This is a genomic window from Thalassotalea sp. SU-HH00458 (genome assembly GCF_040362795.1).
GTDB lineage: Bacteria > Pseudomonadota > Gammaproteobacteria > Enterobacterales > Alteromonadaceae > Thalassotalea_H > Thalassotalea_H castellviae.
Window position 1 is genome coordinate 1 of the sequence record NZ_BAABWW010000015.1, and the last position, 15,855, is coordinate 15,855.

Annotated in this window: 12 protein-coding genes; 8 read left to right on the forward strand and 4 right to left on the reverse strand. The window is 36.9% G+C overall.

Annotated features, from left to right (window positions below; translation table 11 throughout):
- The first annotated feature begins 320 nt into the window (after positions 1-320).
- Positions 321-3,821: a Calx-beta domain-containing protein gene (locus ABXH06_RS17235; protein WP_353519015.1), complete on the forward strand. Its 3,501-nt coding sequence runs from the start codon at positions 321-323 to the stop codon at positions 3,819-3,821.
- 86 nt (positions 3,822-3,907) lie between these two features.
- Here ABXH06_RS17235 and ABXH06_RS17240 read toward each other — a convergent pair whose 3' ends face one another.
- The 4 genes from ABXH06_RS17240 to ABXH06_RS17255 form a co-directional block, all read right to left on the reverse strand.
- Positions 3,908-5,548 carry a M28 family metallopeptidase gene (locus ABXH06_RS17240; protein ID WP_353519016.1) on the reverse strand — a complete coding sequence of 547 codons (1,641 nt, stop codon included), beginning with the start codon at positions 5,546-5,548 and terminating at the stop codon, positions 3,908-3,910.
- A gap of 132 nt (positions 5,549-5,680) precedes the next feature.
- Entirely contained in the window at positions 5,681-6,295 is a 615-nt protein-coding gene (locus ABXH06_RS17245; RefSeq protein WP_353519017.1) for a CAP domain-containing protein, read from the reverse strand.
- Between the two features lie 71 nt (positions 6,296-6,366).
- Entirely contained in the window at positions 6,367-6,867 is a 501-nt protein-coding gene (locus tag ABXH06_RS17250) for a GNAT family N-acetyltransferase (protein ID WP_353519018.1), read from the reverse strand.
- Between the two features lie 279 nt (positions 6,868-7,146).
- A complete protein-coding gene (locus ABXH06_RS17255; protein WP_353519019.1) occupies positions 7,147-9,378 on the reverse strand; it encodes an NADP-dependent isocitrate dehydrogenase in 2,232 nt (743 codons plus the stop codon).
- A 172-nt stretch (positions 9,379-9,550) separates the two neighbouring features.
- On the opposite strand from ABXH06_RS17255, the gene ABXH06_RS17260 reads away from it, so the two are divergent.
- From ABXH06_RS17260 to ABXH06_RS17290, 7 genes are all read left to right on the forward strand, one after another.
- Positions 9,551-10,189 (forward strand): pseudouridine synthase, encoded by a 639-nt coding sequence (locus ABXH06_RS17260; protein ID WP_353519020.1) that lies wholly within the window; start codon positions 9,551-9,553, stop codon positions 10,187-10,189.
- The gene (locus ABXH06_RS17265; protein ID WP_353519021.1) at positions 10,189-10,665 is read left to right on the forward strand and encodes an NUDIX hydrolase; all 477 of its coding nucleotides are present in this window, start codon (positions 10,189-10,191) and stop codon (positions 10,663-10,665) included. The genes ABXH06_RS17260 and ABXH06_RS17265 overlap by 1 nt, the downstream gene beginning before the upstream one ends.
- A gap of 172 nt (positions 10,666-10,837) precedes the next feature.
- Positions 10,838-11,983, forward strand: coding sequence for a tRNA 2-thiouridine(34) synthase MnmA (mnmA, locus tag ABXH06_RS17270; protein ID WP_353519022.1), 1,146 nt, complete (start codon positions 10,838-10,840; stop codon positions 11,981-11,983).
- A gap of 28 nt (positions 11,984-12,011) precedes the next feature.
- Positions 12,012-12,635, forward strand: a complete 624-nt coding sequence (gene hflD, locus ABXH06_RS17275) for a high frequency lysogenization protein HflD (protein WP_353519023.1) — start codon at positions 12,012-12,014, stop codon at positions 12,633-12,635.
- A gap of 74 nt (positions 12,636-12,709) precedes the next feature.
- A complete protein-coding gene (gene purB / locus ABXH06_RS17280; RefSeq protein ID WP_353519024.1) occupies positions 12,710-14,080 on the forward strand; it encodes an adenylosuccinate lyase in 1,371 nt (456 codons plus the stop codon).
- A 100-nt stretch (positions 14,081-14,180) separates the two neighbouring features.
- Positions 14,181-15,329 (forward strand): cupin domain-containing protein, encoded by a 1,149-nt coding sequence (locus ABXH06_RS17285; protein ID WP_311584616.1) that lies wholly within the window; start codon positions 14,181-14,183, stop codon positions 15,327-15,329.
- A gap of 4 nt (positions 15,330-15,333) precedes the next feature.
- Positions 15,334-15,795, forward strand: a complete 462-nt coding sequence (locus ABXH06_RS17290) for a GNAT family N-acetyltransferase (RefSeq protein WP_353519025.1) — start codon at positions 15,334-15,336, stop codon at positions 15,793-15,795.
- Positions 15,796-15,855: the final 60 nt, after the last annotated feature.

Genomic DNA, 15,855 nt, shown 5'->3' on the forward strand with positions numbered 1-15,855 from the left:
TTTAATGCGCAACGGACTGTACTCTTGATAAAACGCGTTTATCTCTGGTTCAAGTCCAGGTTGAGGAGCCACATTAAGGGCGATACATATGTATAGCCCTTTTTCTTTGTTTAAAATTAATTATTCATGCCCCATGCTAAGAAGAACGTCAGTTACTTCTCAATTCCTATCTTTTCATCGTTATAACAAATTTCAATACTTACTTAATTTATAGCTATTAATTTTGGTGTTTAAAACTAGCTAAATGTTCTATCATGAATATTCAAGTAAACTGTTCACAATTCAAAAAATTGTTTAAATATTTTAAACATGGAGTTTTTATGAAGCGTCTTCTGGCAACCGTCATTTTATCATTGTTACCCTTAACCTCTTCAGCCATTGATCTATTCAACTGGGAAGTAGCTAAAGCGGCTAATAAAACCACATCTCAGTTTATGAGCAGTCAAGCTTATAGCAATGCACAAAATTTTTCGGTAGATACGAGATTATTAAAAGATCATCAAATCAATGACATTATCACTATTAACCTTACCGAAAATGAAAGTTATCAAGCGAAAGTTACAAAGATAAAACGTAAACCAAATGGCATTGTCCATATCATTGCCAAAATTGATCATCAAAAAGAAACAACGCCAGTTATTTTAACTTTAGGTAAAAACCAATTCTTTTTTAGAATTGTTACCAACAATGATGTTTATGTTGCACAAGGAAATAATAACCAAGGTAAGCTATTAAACGAGCAGATGCTTACCAAAGCCAATAATAGCCACAATAATGATGTGAAAATCCCTCGAGAAAGCCCTCACTTTGCGCAAAAATCAACACGTAACACCACGCCACAACAATTCAATCAACGTGATAGTGATGAATTCACGGCTTCCCCAACTTTACAGACCATGATTAAACATTCTAACTCTAGCGCTACAATTGACAATAATGACACGGCAACGGTTAAAGTGTTATTTGTTTATAGTTTAACTGCAGAGACCCTTTACGATGGTGATGTAACCACCCGATTAAACCATCTTGTTGAAGTCACTAACCAAATTTACCTCGATAGTGAAGTAAATATGCAAATAGCCATTGCTGACACGTTAGCCGTTGATTACCCGGATGAAATATTATCTGAAGAAGCTTTAGATGATATTACTTATCAAAGTCATGAAGCTTTTACTAATATCGAAAATATCCGATTTGAAACTGGCGCGGATATGGTGGCTTTATTACGCCCTAATATGGCTGAAGACACTGTTTGCGGTATAGCATGGGGTAATCGTGAAGTGAACAATTCGATTGGGTTTATGTATAGCCATACCAGTATCGATTGTGCTGATTATGTTAACGCGCATGAATTAGGTCATAATATGGGGCTTGCCCATTCGCTTGACCAAGGTGATGAAGGTTACAGTTTTCCGTTTGCCAGAGGTTATCGTATTTCAGACCCTGACAACGGTTTTTCTACCGTCATGGCTTATAGTACGGCAACAGCAGGCAAAGTCTATAAATTTTCTAACCCTAATATCCTTTGTACCGAGATAGCTTGTGGCATTGATAAAGATGATGTGGAGCATGGTGCAGATGCCAGTTATGCACTTAATCAATTGCGTTTTCAGTTGGCCAATATTATGGATACTGAAACTGACCTCACGCTTGCTTCTGACGCTTTAAATAATATAGAAAGTTCCGGTTTAAAAGCTTGCTTAGAAAACCAGATTAATAATTACGATATTACGTATGCTGGCCAAGTCAGAGATTTATTTTGTAGTTATAGAAACATCAGATCATTATCAGGTTTGGAAAAATTTAGTGGCTTAACGTCAATTTATTTAAATGGAAATAATTTAACCGATATTTCAGCTTTATCATCGCTGACAAAATTAGCTACGTTGAGTTTATCCAATAATAATATTACTCACTTATCTTCATTAGCTTCGTTACTATATTTAAATTATTTAACCGTCAATTATAATCAAATAACATCCTTTGATGGCTTAGAAAACTTAAATTATCTCAGCTATTTAAATGCAACAGACAATCAAATTAGTGATATTTCGGCAATCAGTGATCATGTGACCTTAGAAACCTTATTATTAGAAAACAACCAAATTACTGATATCACTGATATACAAGATCTAGAAAACCTAAGCTGGTTGTCAATCAGTAATAATAAAATCACTGATTTACCATCGTTAGCAAATTTGACAAAACTCACCCAGCTATATCTTAATGATAACCAATTATCAAATATCAGTGGGCTCAATGCCTTAAGAGAGATTCAGCTCTTAGATATCGAAAACAACATGGTTTCGGATTTAACACCGCTTAATGGGTATAGAAATTTACAATCTTTAACACTAAGTCAAAATCCAATCACAAATTTAGACTCGATAATTTATTTAAATAACTTAACAACGTTAAACGCGACCAATACCAATATTACCGATCTAAGTGCCCTATTTAACTTACATAACACTTGGTCACAAATAAGATTATTTGGCAGTGATAATCTTTATTGTTGGCAAGTAAACTATGTTGAACAATTTATTCCGTATGAAAATTATCAACAGCCAACCACTTGTAATATCAACACAGACGACCAAGACATTGATAATGATGGTGTTTCTAACAGTGAAGAGCTCACAAATAATACCAATCCCCTTTATAATACAGCACTGGCGGGGGAACTTAGTTTTCAAATTGAACAACTGAATTTAAATGAAACCAATCAAACCGTCACGCTTAAAGTGATCCGCTCGTTAGGTGATAAGGGAGACGTAAAAGTCACGGTGAGATCAGTAGATCAAACGGCAACTGGCGATGACGATTATAAGGCCATTGAACAAATACTGACGCTAAGCGATAAACAATTATTTCAAACCTTTACGCTCGATATTTTTGCAGATGAAGCCTATGAAATAAATGAAAGTTTCACCATAGAACTAACCGATCCCGACTCAGCAACTTTAGGCGATAAATCAAAGTTAAACGTTACATTAAAAGATAATGGCGGTACCGCGTTAAGTTGGCAAGAAACAAGCAATGCAGTGGATGAAAATTCTGGCAACCTAACGTTAACCATTACTCGACCTAATGACGCTCTTGGTGAAATGTCTGTCGATATTAGTGCAATCGACGATACTGCGATTAACGGCACAGATTATGTGTTTGAAGATCAAACCATTACTTTTTACTCGGGTGAATATAGTAAAGACGTATCAATTGTTATTATTGATAATGATGAATACCAAGGCGACAAAAGCTTTTCGTTAATGATGACAAACCCTAACAATGCCTATATCGAAGAAAATACGGGAACAGCCATCATCGTCATTCAAGAAAATGAAACACCGGCTAGAGGTGAAGTTACCTTTGAAAGCAGTACGGTTTCTTTTAATGAGGATGCCGGAGAAGTAACCATCAAGGTTGTTCGCTTAAATGGCAGTTATGGTCAATTATCGGTTAATTTACAGGTGTCCAACGATACAGCGACACAATCAAGCGATTTTGATTTATCAAACGGTACTATCACTTTTCTTGCTGATGAAATAGAGCAATCGATTAATTTTTCAATTGTTGATGACACAAACGATGAATCAGATGAAACCTTTACGATTTCCTTATCTGCTGAGGACTCATCTATTATCGGCGAAATTAACCAAGTGAGTGTTAGTATCATTGATAATGATGAAACGGTAGTAACACCACCTACTCCAACGCCTGATACTAGCTCTAGCGGCGGAGGTGGCTCAACATCATGGTTACTCATAATTATACTGTTTCCGCTGATCATCAAGACAAAGAAAAGCCACTCTCCTCATTAGCAGCAAAAAAGTCGTCAAAAAAAAACGCCAATCATACGATTGGCGTTTTTATTATGATCCAGTTAAGGCTTTTAAAGCACCATAAATTATTTCATCATCGCATCACGAAGCGCTTTAAATTCAGTACCTTGATGCCAGTTAGGCCATTGCTTCGTATTGGCTAATAAGTAGCCTGTTTCAAAGAACACTTGAAGTTCAGCGACTAAACCACTCCAGCCCCATTGTTCATTATATTCATCGCAAATTTGATGATAACATTTCGCCACTTCAGCTTTCACGCGCTTGCCTATTTGTTTTTCTGTCTCATTTAACCACACAGAGCCACCACCAGCACTTAACGCAGGCACACCTTTTTTCGCTAAACTAAAGTGATCTGAACGGTAGTAATAACCTCGTTCAGGTGTTTGCTCTGCCGTTAAGGTTCTATTTTGGCGTTTAGCTGCTTTCGCTAAGTAATCTTCTAATTGAGATTTTCCAAAACCAACTACCGTTAAGTCAGTTTTAAGGCCCGTAATATCTAAACTATCCATATTTACTAAGCCAACAATTTTTGATAATTCAACCGTAGGATGGTTAGCGAAGTAAATTGAACCTAACCGACCTTGCTCTTCAGCTGTCACTGCAGCGAACGTAATCGAGCGTTTTGGCGATTTATTTAACGCTTTGTACGCTTTTGCAATATGGATCAAACCAGCCGTGCCTGTTGCGTTATCATGTGCACCATTAAAAATATGTTTCTTACCATCAATCATCGTTGTACCTAAATGGTCCCAATGGCCCATATAAAGCACATGCTCATCAGGGCTTTCACTACCAGGTATAGTTGCTAACACATTATTAGACGTTGATTGTTCAAAATCATTACTAATTGACACACTCGCTTTTAGCGAAAGAGGGATTGCTTTAAATGATTTAGACAAGGCTTGTTTTTTAGCTTGCATAAAGTCTTTGCCTGCTTTGGCAAACAATGCTTTTGCTTTCTCAACACTGATCCACATCTCAACATCAACAATTGCTTCATTGACTTCTTTTGCCGGTAAATGATATTGCGCGCCAGTCCAACTACTCTCAATAACATTCCAGCCATAACTAGCAGGCTTAGTTTCATGAACGATAATAGCGCCTGCAGCTCCTTGTCTTGCGGCTTCTTCATACTTATATGTCCAACGGCCATAATAAGTCATCGTATTGCCTTCAAATAACGTACTATCTTGTGTAGCAAAACCAGGATCATTCACTAGAACTACGACTGTTTTTCCTTTTACATCAATATCTTGATAATCATTCCAGTTATATTCTGGAGCATTAATACCGTAACCAACAAAGACAAGTTCAGAATCTTTTAATTCAATGTTTTTTTCAGTTTTTCTTGAACTGGCAACATAATTTTTCGGAAATTCAAAATCGAGATCGGCTATTGATAAATGTTTCACCGGTGTACTCGTTATGCTAACCATAGGGACTGCTTGTGTATAGCTGTCGCCATTACCAGGTTTTAAGCCTAATGATTTAAAGGCGTTAATTAATAAATCGGTGGTAAGCTTCTCACCTACACCTGAAGGTTCTCGCCCTTCAAACGTATCAGATGACAGAGTTTTAATATCTTTTTTGATCGCGTGAACATCAAAAGAATTATAGGCTTTATCAAAATTATCATTTGCATAAACGGTAAAGCTTGATGAAATAACTAGTACTGATAAAAATTGAATATTTTTAAGTAGTTTCAACGTTACACCCTTATTTTTGTTAAAGTATTGAAAAATAGAATGACAAGATATCGCTTCTGCAACAGCAACACTAGTCATTTTCCGAATTAATATAATTAGAGAGTAAATCGAAGTTTACAAAGCATAAGCAAATTAATTTGGCTGCTGAACTTCTGGTTTAATTTGCAACTTTGAAGGCTCAATTAATATTAAAGTGCCTTTATTTGGCAGTTTTTTACCGGCAAAAGGATTACTTTGGTTTTTCTTAAAACCTTTTGTTAAATAGACTGCCCAATATTCAACATGTGGTGACTCCCATTTTCTAACAAAAGCAATGCCGAGTTCATCTTGCTCTCGATAAAAATCTATTTCACCTAATAAATGCTGTCTATGACCAAATGAATTTTTAAAGCCGTCCCAAACATCTTCTGCATCACTGTAACCACCAGCTATGGCTTCCACTTGATTACTCATCGCACCACCGTAATAGCTAGGCAGTTGATAATTTACTTCACGTAGTCGCTCATTAGGGCTGCCACCAAGATTGTGCATCACTAAACCGCTTTTCACCATTAACTGCGCTTTATCGGTGGCGACTTTCGTCAACAACTTATTACAGCGAATAACGCTTCTTTGCTGTTCGGCATCCTTAATGATCATTTCAGCTAACAGTCGAGCTTGTTCATTATTACCGCACGCTGCAAAATTATCATTGGCGTAAGCAAGCACACTAAACATGCTTAATGTTATGCAGATAAATGTTTTCAAGTGAAATCCTTTTAAGTGTTTTTAAACGAAAAATTAACGAGTTATACCGTTAGTATTTAAATCATTAAACGTTAAAATAACTTTAATTGCCAATAGCCAACATCAAGCCACTGATCAAATTTATAACCAACGTCTTTAAAATGTGCCACTTTTTCCATGCCAAATTTTTCATGAAGTGCCACGCTGCTTTCATTGGGTAAAGTGATCCCACCAATTAATATTTTTATCGGGGTAGATTTAAGTTGTTGAAATAATGCTTGATATAAAAGAGTACCAAGCCCTTTTCCTTGTGAATCTTTTGTCAGATAAATGGACACCTCACTGGCAAATCGATAAGCAGAACGGTCGCGCCATGGCGCAGAATAAGCATAACCCACGATTTTATTGTCAACTTCGGCCACAAACCAAAAATGACCTGCTCGTTGAATTTTTTCAATTCTTTTTTCAATATCTTGAGCGACGATCACTTGTTCTTCAAACGTGATCACCGTGCTTTCAATATAATAATTATAGATATTGGCTATTTGCGGAGCATCATTTAGCTCTACTTCTCTTAATATTGTATCAACCATAAACCTTAAGTGTCTTAGAGAACTGTTTGGAGAGTAATTTGTTATCAATTTTTCAATAACTTAATGAAAATAACGGCAATTGAAATTTTTGGCAAGTAGAAATGTAAATAACATAAACGAAATGAGGCGAGTTATCTTCAATATAGCGTTCATCTTGAACATCGTCGCTCATTGCCATCCTTGGCACCGCGACATACCGTTCATCCTGAACATAAAAAAGGCTATGTATTGCTACATAGCCTTTTTTAAATGTTAACGTGCTAAATTATGAAGCGTTTTTTACAAAAGGCTTGATAAAATTGTGTTGAACGTTTCACTTGGACGCATAGCTTTTTCAGCTAATGTCGTATCTGCGAAGTAATAACCATCAATATCCATTGCTGGACCTTGAGCAGAGTTTAACTCATCAACAATTTTAGCTTCTTGCTTAGTTAATGCTTGCGCAACTGCCGTAAATGCAGCTTTAAGTTCTTCATCAGCGGTTTGCTCTGCTAATGCTTGTGCCCAATACATACCTAAGTAAAAATGAGAACCACGGTTATCTAATTCACCCACTTTACGTGAAGGTGACTTATTTTCATCTAAGAATTTACCCGTAGCCGCATCTAAAGTATCTGCCAGTACTTGCGCTTTAGTATTGCCCGTTGTTACCGCTACATGCTCTAAAGACGCTGCCAATGCTAAAAATTCACCTAGTGAATCCCAACGTAAATGGTTTTCTTTATTGAATTGCTGAACGTGCTTAGGTGCTGAGCCACCTGCACCCGTTTCAAATAAACCACCGCCATTCATTAATGGCACAATTGATAACATTTTTGCAGACGTTCCTAATTCTAAAATTGGGAATAAGTCAGTTAAGTAATCACGTAATACGTTACCAGTGACAGAAATAGTATCTTCACCTTTAGCACAACGCGCTAAGGTATATTCACACGCTTGTACAGGCGCTAAAATTTGAATATCTAAACCTGTTGTATCGTGGTCGGCTAAATAAGTGTTAACTTTTTTGATCATTTGGGCATCATGGCCACGGTTTTCGTCTAACCAAAATACTGCCGGCATACCACTTGCTCTTGCACGGGTAACCGCTAATTTAACCCAATCTTGAATAGGAGCATCTTTCGCCTGACACATTCTGAAAATATCACCTTGGGCAACATTTTGTTCGATTAATGTTTCACCATTTTCAGTAACAACACGAACGGTACCATTACCTGTCATGGTGAATGTTTTATCGTGTGAACCATACTCTTCAGCTTTTTGAGCCATCAAGCCAACGTTTGGCACTGTACCCATAGTTGTTGGGTTAAATGCACCATTTTCACGACAAAAATCAACAACTGCTGAGAAAACACCAGCATAGTTACGATCTGGGATCATAAACTTAGTATCTTTTTGTTTTCCGTCAGGGCCCCACATTTGACCAGAAGCACGAAGCGCTGCCGGCATAGAAGCATCGATAATTACATCGCTTGGAACATGTAAGTTAGTGATACCATTATCTGAATCAACCATCGCCATTTCTGGACGAGAAGCATACACCGCGGCTAAATCTGCTTCAATTTCAGCTTTTTTATCAGCAGGTAAACGCGCTATTTTCGCGTAAACATCACCAATACCATTATTAGCATCAACACCTAACTGTTCAAAAGTTTCTGCATGTTTTTCAAAAACATCTTTATAGAAAACTTTAACACAATGGCCGAACATAATTGGGTCTGAAACTTTCATCATGGTCGCTTTTAAATGAAGCGATAATAAAACATCTTCTTCTTTCGCTTTGGCAATTTCAGTTTCGTAAAATTTAACTAAAGCATCTTTACTCATCACAGAAGCATCAATGACTTCTTTATCCAGTAACGGTAAATTTGATTTTAATAAGGTAACGTCACCATTGTCAGCGACAAATTCAATGTTTACGTTTGTAGCACCATCAACAGTTACCGACTTTTCGCTGCCGTAAAAATCACCCGATGACATATGCGCCACATGTGATTTAGAATCTTTAGACCATGCACCCATTGAGTGAGGGTTATTACGAGCATATTGTTTAACAGAACCTGGCGCACGACGATCAGAATTACCTTCACGTAATACCGGGTTTACCGCTGAACCTAATACTTTCGCATACGTTAATTTGATTGACTCTTCTGCTTCATTTTGTGGTTCTGCAGGATAATCAGGTAATGCATAACCTTTATCTTGCAATTCTTTAATAACCGCTTGTAATTGAGGAATTGATGCAGAAATATTAGGTAATTTGATAATATTTGCTTCAGGCGTTTTCGCTAATTCACCTAATTCACTTAAAGCGTCACCAATTTGTTGCTCTGGCGTCAAATATTTAGGAAAATTAGCAATAATACGACCTGCTAAAGAAATATCGCGTGTATCTACATCAATACCTGATGACGCAGTAAATGCTTGGATAATGGGTAATAGTGAATAAGTCGCCAGTGCTGGCGCTTCATCTGTGATGGTATAAATAATTTTAGATGATTCTGTGGACATTTTTCTTCCTACTTTGATCTGCGAGCGTGCGACAAAGTGAATATTCATTCAACTTAAATAGGTTGATATCCACCTTATCAAAAATTTATTTAGCGCGCGCATAGTATAGGAAATCATGCCATATTTAAATAGCTTGATAAGAACGATTAGTAATAAAACGGAGTAAAAAAGCGTGGTAGAAAGAAAAAATTGGCAAAATAAAAGAGCAAAACCAAGCCATGCAAAAAAGGTCAGACCAGTGAACGATGAAAAAAAAATAGTTTTGCTTAACAAACCTTTTAATGTTTTAAGTCAATTTACTGATGATGATGCAAACCATAATAACAAAAGAAAGACTTTAAAAGATTTTGTGCCAATTAAAGATATCTATGCGGCAGGACGTCTTGATCGAGATAGTGAAGGTCTACTTTTGCTGACCAATGATGGTAAATTACAGCATAAATTAGCGAATCCCACGCAGAAAACTGAAAAAACCTATTGGGTACAAGTAGAGGGTGCGCCGCAAGAAACAGATCTAAATTTATTACGCCAAGGCGTCGAGTTAAAAGATGGCATGACAAAACCGGCTAAAGTAACTGTGATGGATGAACCTAATATCTGGCCAAGAACACCGCCTATTAGAGAAAGGGCAAACATTCCTACCACCTGGCTTGAAATATCAATTACCGAAGGCAGAAACAGGCAAGTAAGGAGAATGACCGCCAATATCGGTTTTCCAACCCTTAGGTTGATTCGTTATAGCATAGGGAAATATACCATAGCAGGAATAGAAAATGGCCAATTTAAAACTCTCAATCTAAGGAATAATTAATGAGTCTCTTAACCCAAGGACATGGCAGCGAACAATTTAAACCCAATACAACGGTTGCCGCAGTTATTGTGCATCAAGATAAGTTTTTATTGGTGGAAGAAATTGAAAATAACCAACGAGTTTTCAATCAAGCTGCTGGTCATTTAGAAGCTAATGAGAATTTAATTGATGCGGCTAAACGGGAAGTTTTTGAAGAGACAGGGTTACTAATTGAACCTCAATATTGTAGCGGTATCTATTATTTTCATCGACCTGAGATTGCACTGTATTTTTTACGTTTTTGTTTTGTCATAGAGTTAACCGAGCCGCTTAAAAGCTCCCCTAATGATGAGGAAATAATTGCGACACATTGGCTGACTTATGATGAAATTAAATCAAAAGAAACGCAATTAAGAAGCCCAATGGTTCTACAGTGTATTGACGATTATTTAGCCGGCCAAAAAGTAACATTAGACACTTTCAAAACCAATCTTTAACTTTTATCGCCTGTGAAATAGCGCAAATAGACCTTCCAAAAAATATATAACTTTCATCGTGAGAATCTCTTGTTAGGTACTATGACCAACTCATTGCCCGTGCTATAATTTCGCGCCATTTTCTTTAGGCCTTTTGTAATACAACATAAACATTAGGAAAAACGAGTAATCAATGTCTATTAGTGAGCCATTAAACGAAAAACGTCCACAAGATACCAAAGTCATTGTTGGTATGTCAGGTGGAGTAGACTCTTCTGTATCAGCACATCTGTTGATTGAACAAGGCTATCAAGTTGAAGGCTTGTTCATGAAAAATTGGGAAGAAGATGATACCGATGAATACTGCGCCGCTGCTGAAGACTTAAAAGATGCTCAACAAGTGTGTGAAAAACTCGGTATAAAATTACACACAATTAATTTTGCAACCGAATATTGGGACAATGTTTTTGAATATTTTTTAGCAGAATACAAAGCCGGTCGTACACCTAATCCTGATATTATGTGTAATAAAGAAATTAAATTTAAAGCTTTTCTTGAGTTTGCATGTGAAGACTTAGGTGCTGACTACATCGCGACAGGCCATTATGTTCAACGAAAATTTATCACTGATGAACAAGGTAATGGTCAATGGGCTATGTTACGTGGCTTAGATAATAATAAAGATCAAAGTTACTTTTTATATACGCTAAGCGATAAACAAGTTGGTCGTACTTTATTTCCCGTTGGTCATATCGAAAAACCTGAAGTGCGCGCTATCGCTGAAAAAGCGGATTTAGTTACCGCCAATAAAAAAGACAGCACGGGAATTTGTTTTATTGGTGAACGTAAATTTAAAGACTTTCTGGGGCAATACTTACCTGCACAACCGGGAAAAATAGAATCTGCTGAAGGTGAAGTTATTGGTGAGCATGACGGATTAATGTATCACACACTAGGCCAACGTAAAGGACTTCGTATTGGTGGTTTAGCAAATGCGGGTGAAGAGCCTTGGTACGTGGTTGAAAAAGACCTGTTAAGAAATGTGTTAATTGTTGGACAAGGTCATAACCACCCTCGTCTATTCTCTAAAGGATTAATTGGCAATCAGCTCCATTTGGTGAATCGCAAAAAACTTGATAAGCCGATTTCTTGCACGGTAAAAACACGCTACCGTCAAGAAGATGTTCCTTGTACTCTAACTCCGGTAAGTGAAGTTGAAGGTACTTATCAGGTTATGTTTGATGAACAGCAAAGCTCAGTTACACCCGGTCAGTCTGTCGTATTTTATCAAGATAATATTTGCTTAGGCGGCGGCATTATTAATACTCTTATTCGTTAAGCGCATGGGTTAAGGTTAATTATATTTTATGCAAGCATTTGAAGAACAAACTATAACACTCGCAGCAGTTTGCCAAGTTGCATTGTTAGTACAAAAATTATCTAGACAAGGACAAACACTCGACGAGGAGTTTGTTACTTTATTAAATAGCGTAATGGTTACCTCTCCTGACAGTACATTAGAAGTTTATGGTGGAGATATCAGCCACTTATCGCTTGGTTTACAAACCTTGATGTCGCATTTAGGTAACCAAACAACCCAAAAAGATCCGGAAATTACTCGCTATGTTGTCAGCTTATTAAGTTTAGAGCGTCGATTAAGTAAAAAACCTAAACAGCTTGCTGAATTAGGGAATAGAATCGAACAATGTCAACGCCAATTAGCCCATTATGATATTGATAGTGAAACGCTCGTTGCAAGTTTAGCTAGTATTTACAGCGATATAATTAGCCCGATTGGCACCCCTATTCAAGTGGCCGGTAACCCAGAAATATTAAAGCAACCTGTTAATCAACATAAAATTAGAGCGTTATTACTTGCAGGTATTCGCTCAGCGGTTTTATGGCGACAAGTAGGTGGTAAACGCAGAACTATTTTATTCTCACGTTCAAAAATTGTTGGATGTGCAGAGCAATTATTAAAACGTATATAAATATTAATCATGTTAACGACGCTTTAATTTAACCATTAAATAATTACAGCCAGTTAACGAAATTAGGAAATATTATGGAACTTTCAGCATTAAGTGCAATTTCACCAGTAGATGGTCGTTATGGTAGCAAAGTAAAATCATTACGCCCTATTTTTAGTGAATTTGGTTTAATTAAATATCGCGTAACGGTTGAAGTACGTTGGTTACAAAAATTAGCAGCAACACCAGAAATTAACGAAGTTCCAGCCTTTAGTGCTGAAGCAACAGCGGCATTAAATGCGATTGTTGATAACTTTAGTGAAGAAGATGCATTACGTATTAAACACATTGAAGCAACAACTAACCATGATGTTAAAGCGGTTGAATACTTCTTAAAAGAGCAAGTGGCCAACAACGAAGAATTAAATGCGGTAACTGAGTTTATTCACTTTGCCTGTACCTCTGAAGATATCAATAACTTATCTCATGGTTTAATGTTAACTGAGTGTCGTGAGCAAGTTTTACTGCCGGTAATAGATGACATATTAACAGAAATTAAAGCACTAGCCGTTGAATATAAATCCATCCCTATGATGTGCCGTACTCATGGTCAGCCTGCCTCACCGAGTACTATGGGTAAAGAATTCGCCAATGTTTATGTGCGTTTAAAACGTCAACGTGATCAAATCGCTAATGTTGAATTTTTAGGTAAAATTAACGGTGCAGTCGGTAATTACAATGCTCACCTTTCAGCTTACCCTGAAGTTAATTGGCATAACTTTTCCAATGAGTTTGTCACCTCATTGAACTTAACGTGGAATGCCTTTACTACCCAAATTGAACCACATGATTATATCGCTGAATTATTTGATGCGGTTGCTCGATTCAATACTATCTTAATTGATTTCGACCGCGACATTTGGGGTTATATTGCCATTGGTCACTTCAAACAAAAAACAATTGCGGGTGAAATTGGCTCTTCAACTATGCCACATAAAGTAAACCCAATTGATTTTGAAAATTCGGAAGGTAACTTAGGAATTGCGAACGCATTATTCGCTCACTTAGGACAAAAATTACCTGTATCACGCTGGCAACGTGACTTAACAGACTCGACCGTTTTACGTAATTTAGGTGTCGGATTTGCTCATTCTTTAATTGCTTACGGTGCAACACTCAAAGGTATTAGCAAACTGCAAGTTAATGAAGAAAACTTACTGGCTGAATTAGACAGCAACTGGGAAGTATTAGCAGAGCCCGTACAAACGGTGATGCGTCGATACGGTATTGAAAAACCGTATGAAAAATTAAAAGAGCTTACCCGTGGTAAACGTGTGAATGGCGATTCAATGCGTGCCTTTATAGACAATTTAGACATGCCTGAAGAAGCAAAAGCATCTTTAAGAGAAATGACACCTGCTAGCTACATTGGCCGCGCCGTTTCATTTATCAATGAATTAGACTAATAAGCGTCATACCACGCTGATTTAGGTAACTAAAAAAGGAACCCATAGGTTCCTTTTTGTTTTTAACGATCAACACATTATTGAGTAAGAGTGAACGATTATGGAAAGTATTCAATGGGGTGCTCTAACACCTGAAACATTCTTAACAGAATATTGGCAAAAAAAACCATTGCTCATCAAGCAAGCCATCCCTAATTTTCAAGGAACAATTGAAGCTGATGAACTTGCCGGTTTGGCGATGGAACAAGAAATTGAATCCCGTATTATTGCTCAAAATCCAGATAATTCTTGGCATGTTGAACATGGCCCTTTTGATGATTTTACAAAGTTCGGTGAAACAAATTGGACCTTGTTAGTTCAAGCGGTAAATAACTGGTCGCGCGATACCGATCGTTTAATTTCGTTATTTACCTTTATTCCACGTTGGCGCATTGACGATGTAATGGTAAGTTTTTCAACACCAAACGGTGGCGTAGGTGCGCATTTAGATCAATACGATGTGTTCATTCTTCAAGGTGAAGGTAAGCGACGTTGGCAAGTGGGTGCTCCAAATAGTACATTAGAAACGTTAATTCCCCACCCTGATTTAAAACAAGTCAGTGATTTTTCGCCTATTATTGATGAAATAACAGAAGCTGGCGATCTATTATATATCCCGCCAAATCATCCACATAATGGTGTATCAATCGAAAATTCTGTCAATTATTCAATCGGTTTCCAAGCACCCAGTAATCAAGATTTATGGTCGGCATTTGCCGATAAAATGATTGATGAAGAATTAGGCGAGCAGCGTTTCTCTGATGCAGACAGACAAGTTTCAAGCAGCCCTTATCAATTACATGAAAAAGATATCAATCAAATAAAAAACTTTATGTTGAATCAACTTGCTGATGAACAATTTTTTTCAAACTATATCAGTGAATATTTAACACAAAGTCATCATACCCTAGAATTGTTAATTCCAATGGAAGCATTTACTACTGAACAAGTTTCAGGTTTTTTAGAAGATGATGAGATTCAATTTTCGCCGGTTTCTGGCATAAAAGCGTTATATTGCACAACGCCTTTAGCTAGTTTATTTATTAATGGCGATAAATTTGAATTATCAGAAGAAACTATCGGATTAGGCCAATATCTTGCTGGATCTGAGCCAATGACAACAAAAAAAGCAAAAAGTTTCATGACTTGTTTGAAAAACACTCAATTGTTAACTAGTGTGTTAAATAAGGGTTATTGGTATATAGAATAAAATCATGTCATATAGTATAGGACGAGTGCAATGGGAGAAAGCAGCTCCCTTGCTTAAAAACGTAAGAGAAAAAGTTTTTATATGTGAATGGCGCATGCCAAAAAAAATAGTGTTTGATAATAAAGATCGTCACGCTGTTCATTTACTGGTGTGTGACGATGTTACCCAAGAGCCTATTGGTACAGGACGCTTATTAGCCACAGGAGAAATATCTCGGATTGCTGTATTAAAGGCATACCGTAAAGAAAACGTTGACCATATCATTATGCATGGCTTATTAGCCATCGCCAAAGAATTAAACTTAAATGAAGTTTTCATTTATAGTCCGTTAGAAAATATCGATTACTTTAGAAAGTTTAATTTTATTAGTGCCGGTGCGGTGTTTATGGAGGCAGGTATGCCTAGACAGAAAATGCAATGCTCAATTGACGCCATTAAAAGTGCAAAATATTACCTTAGCCATTAACCATATGTGGTTAAATTATTTAGGCTTTTAGGTAATATTTATTTTATCTATCAGCTCGCA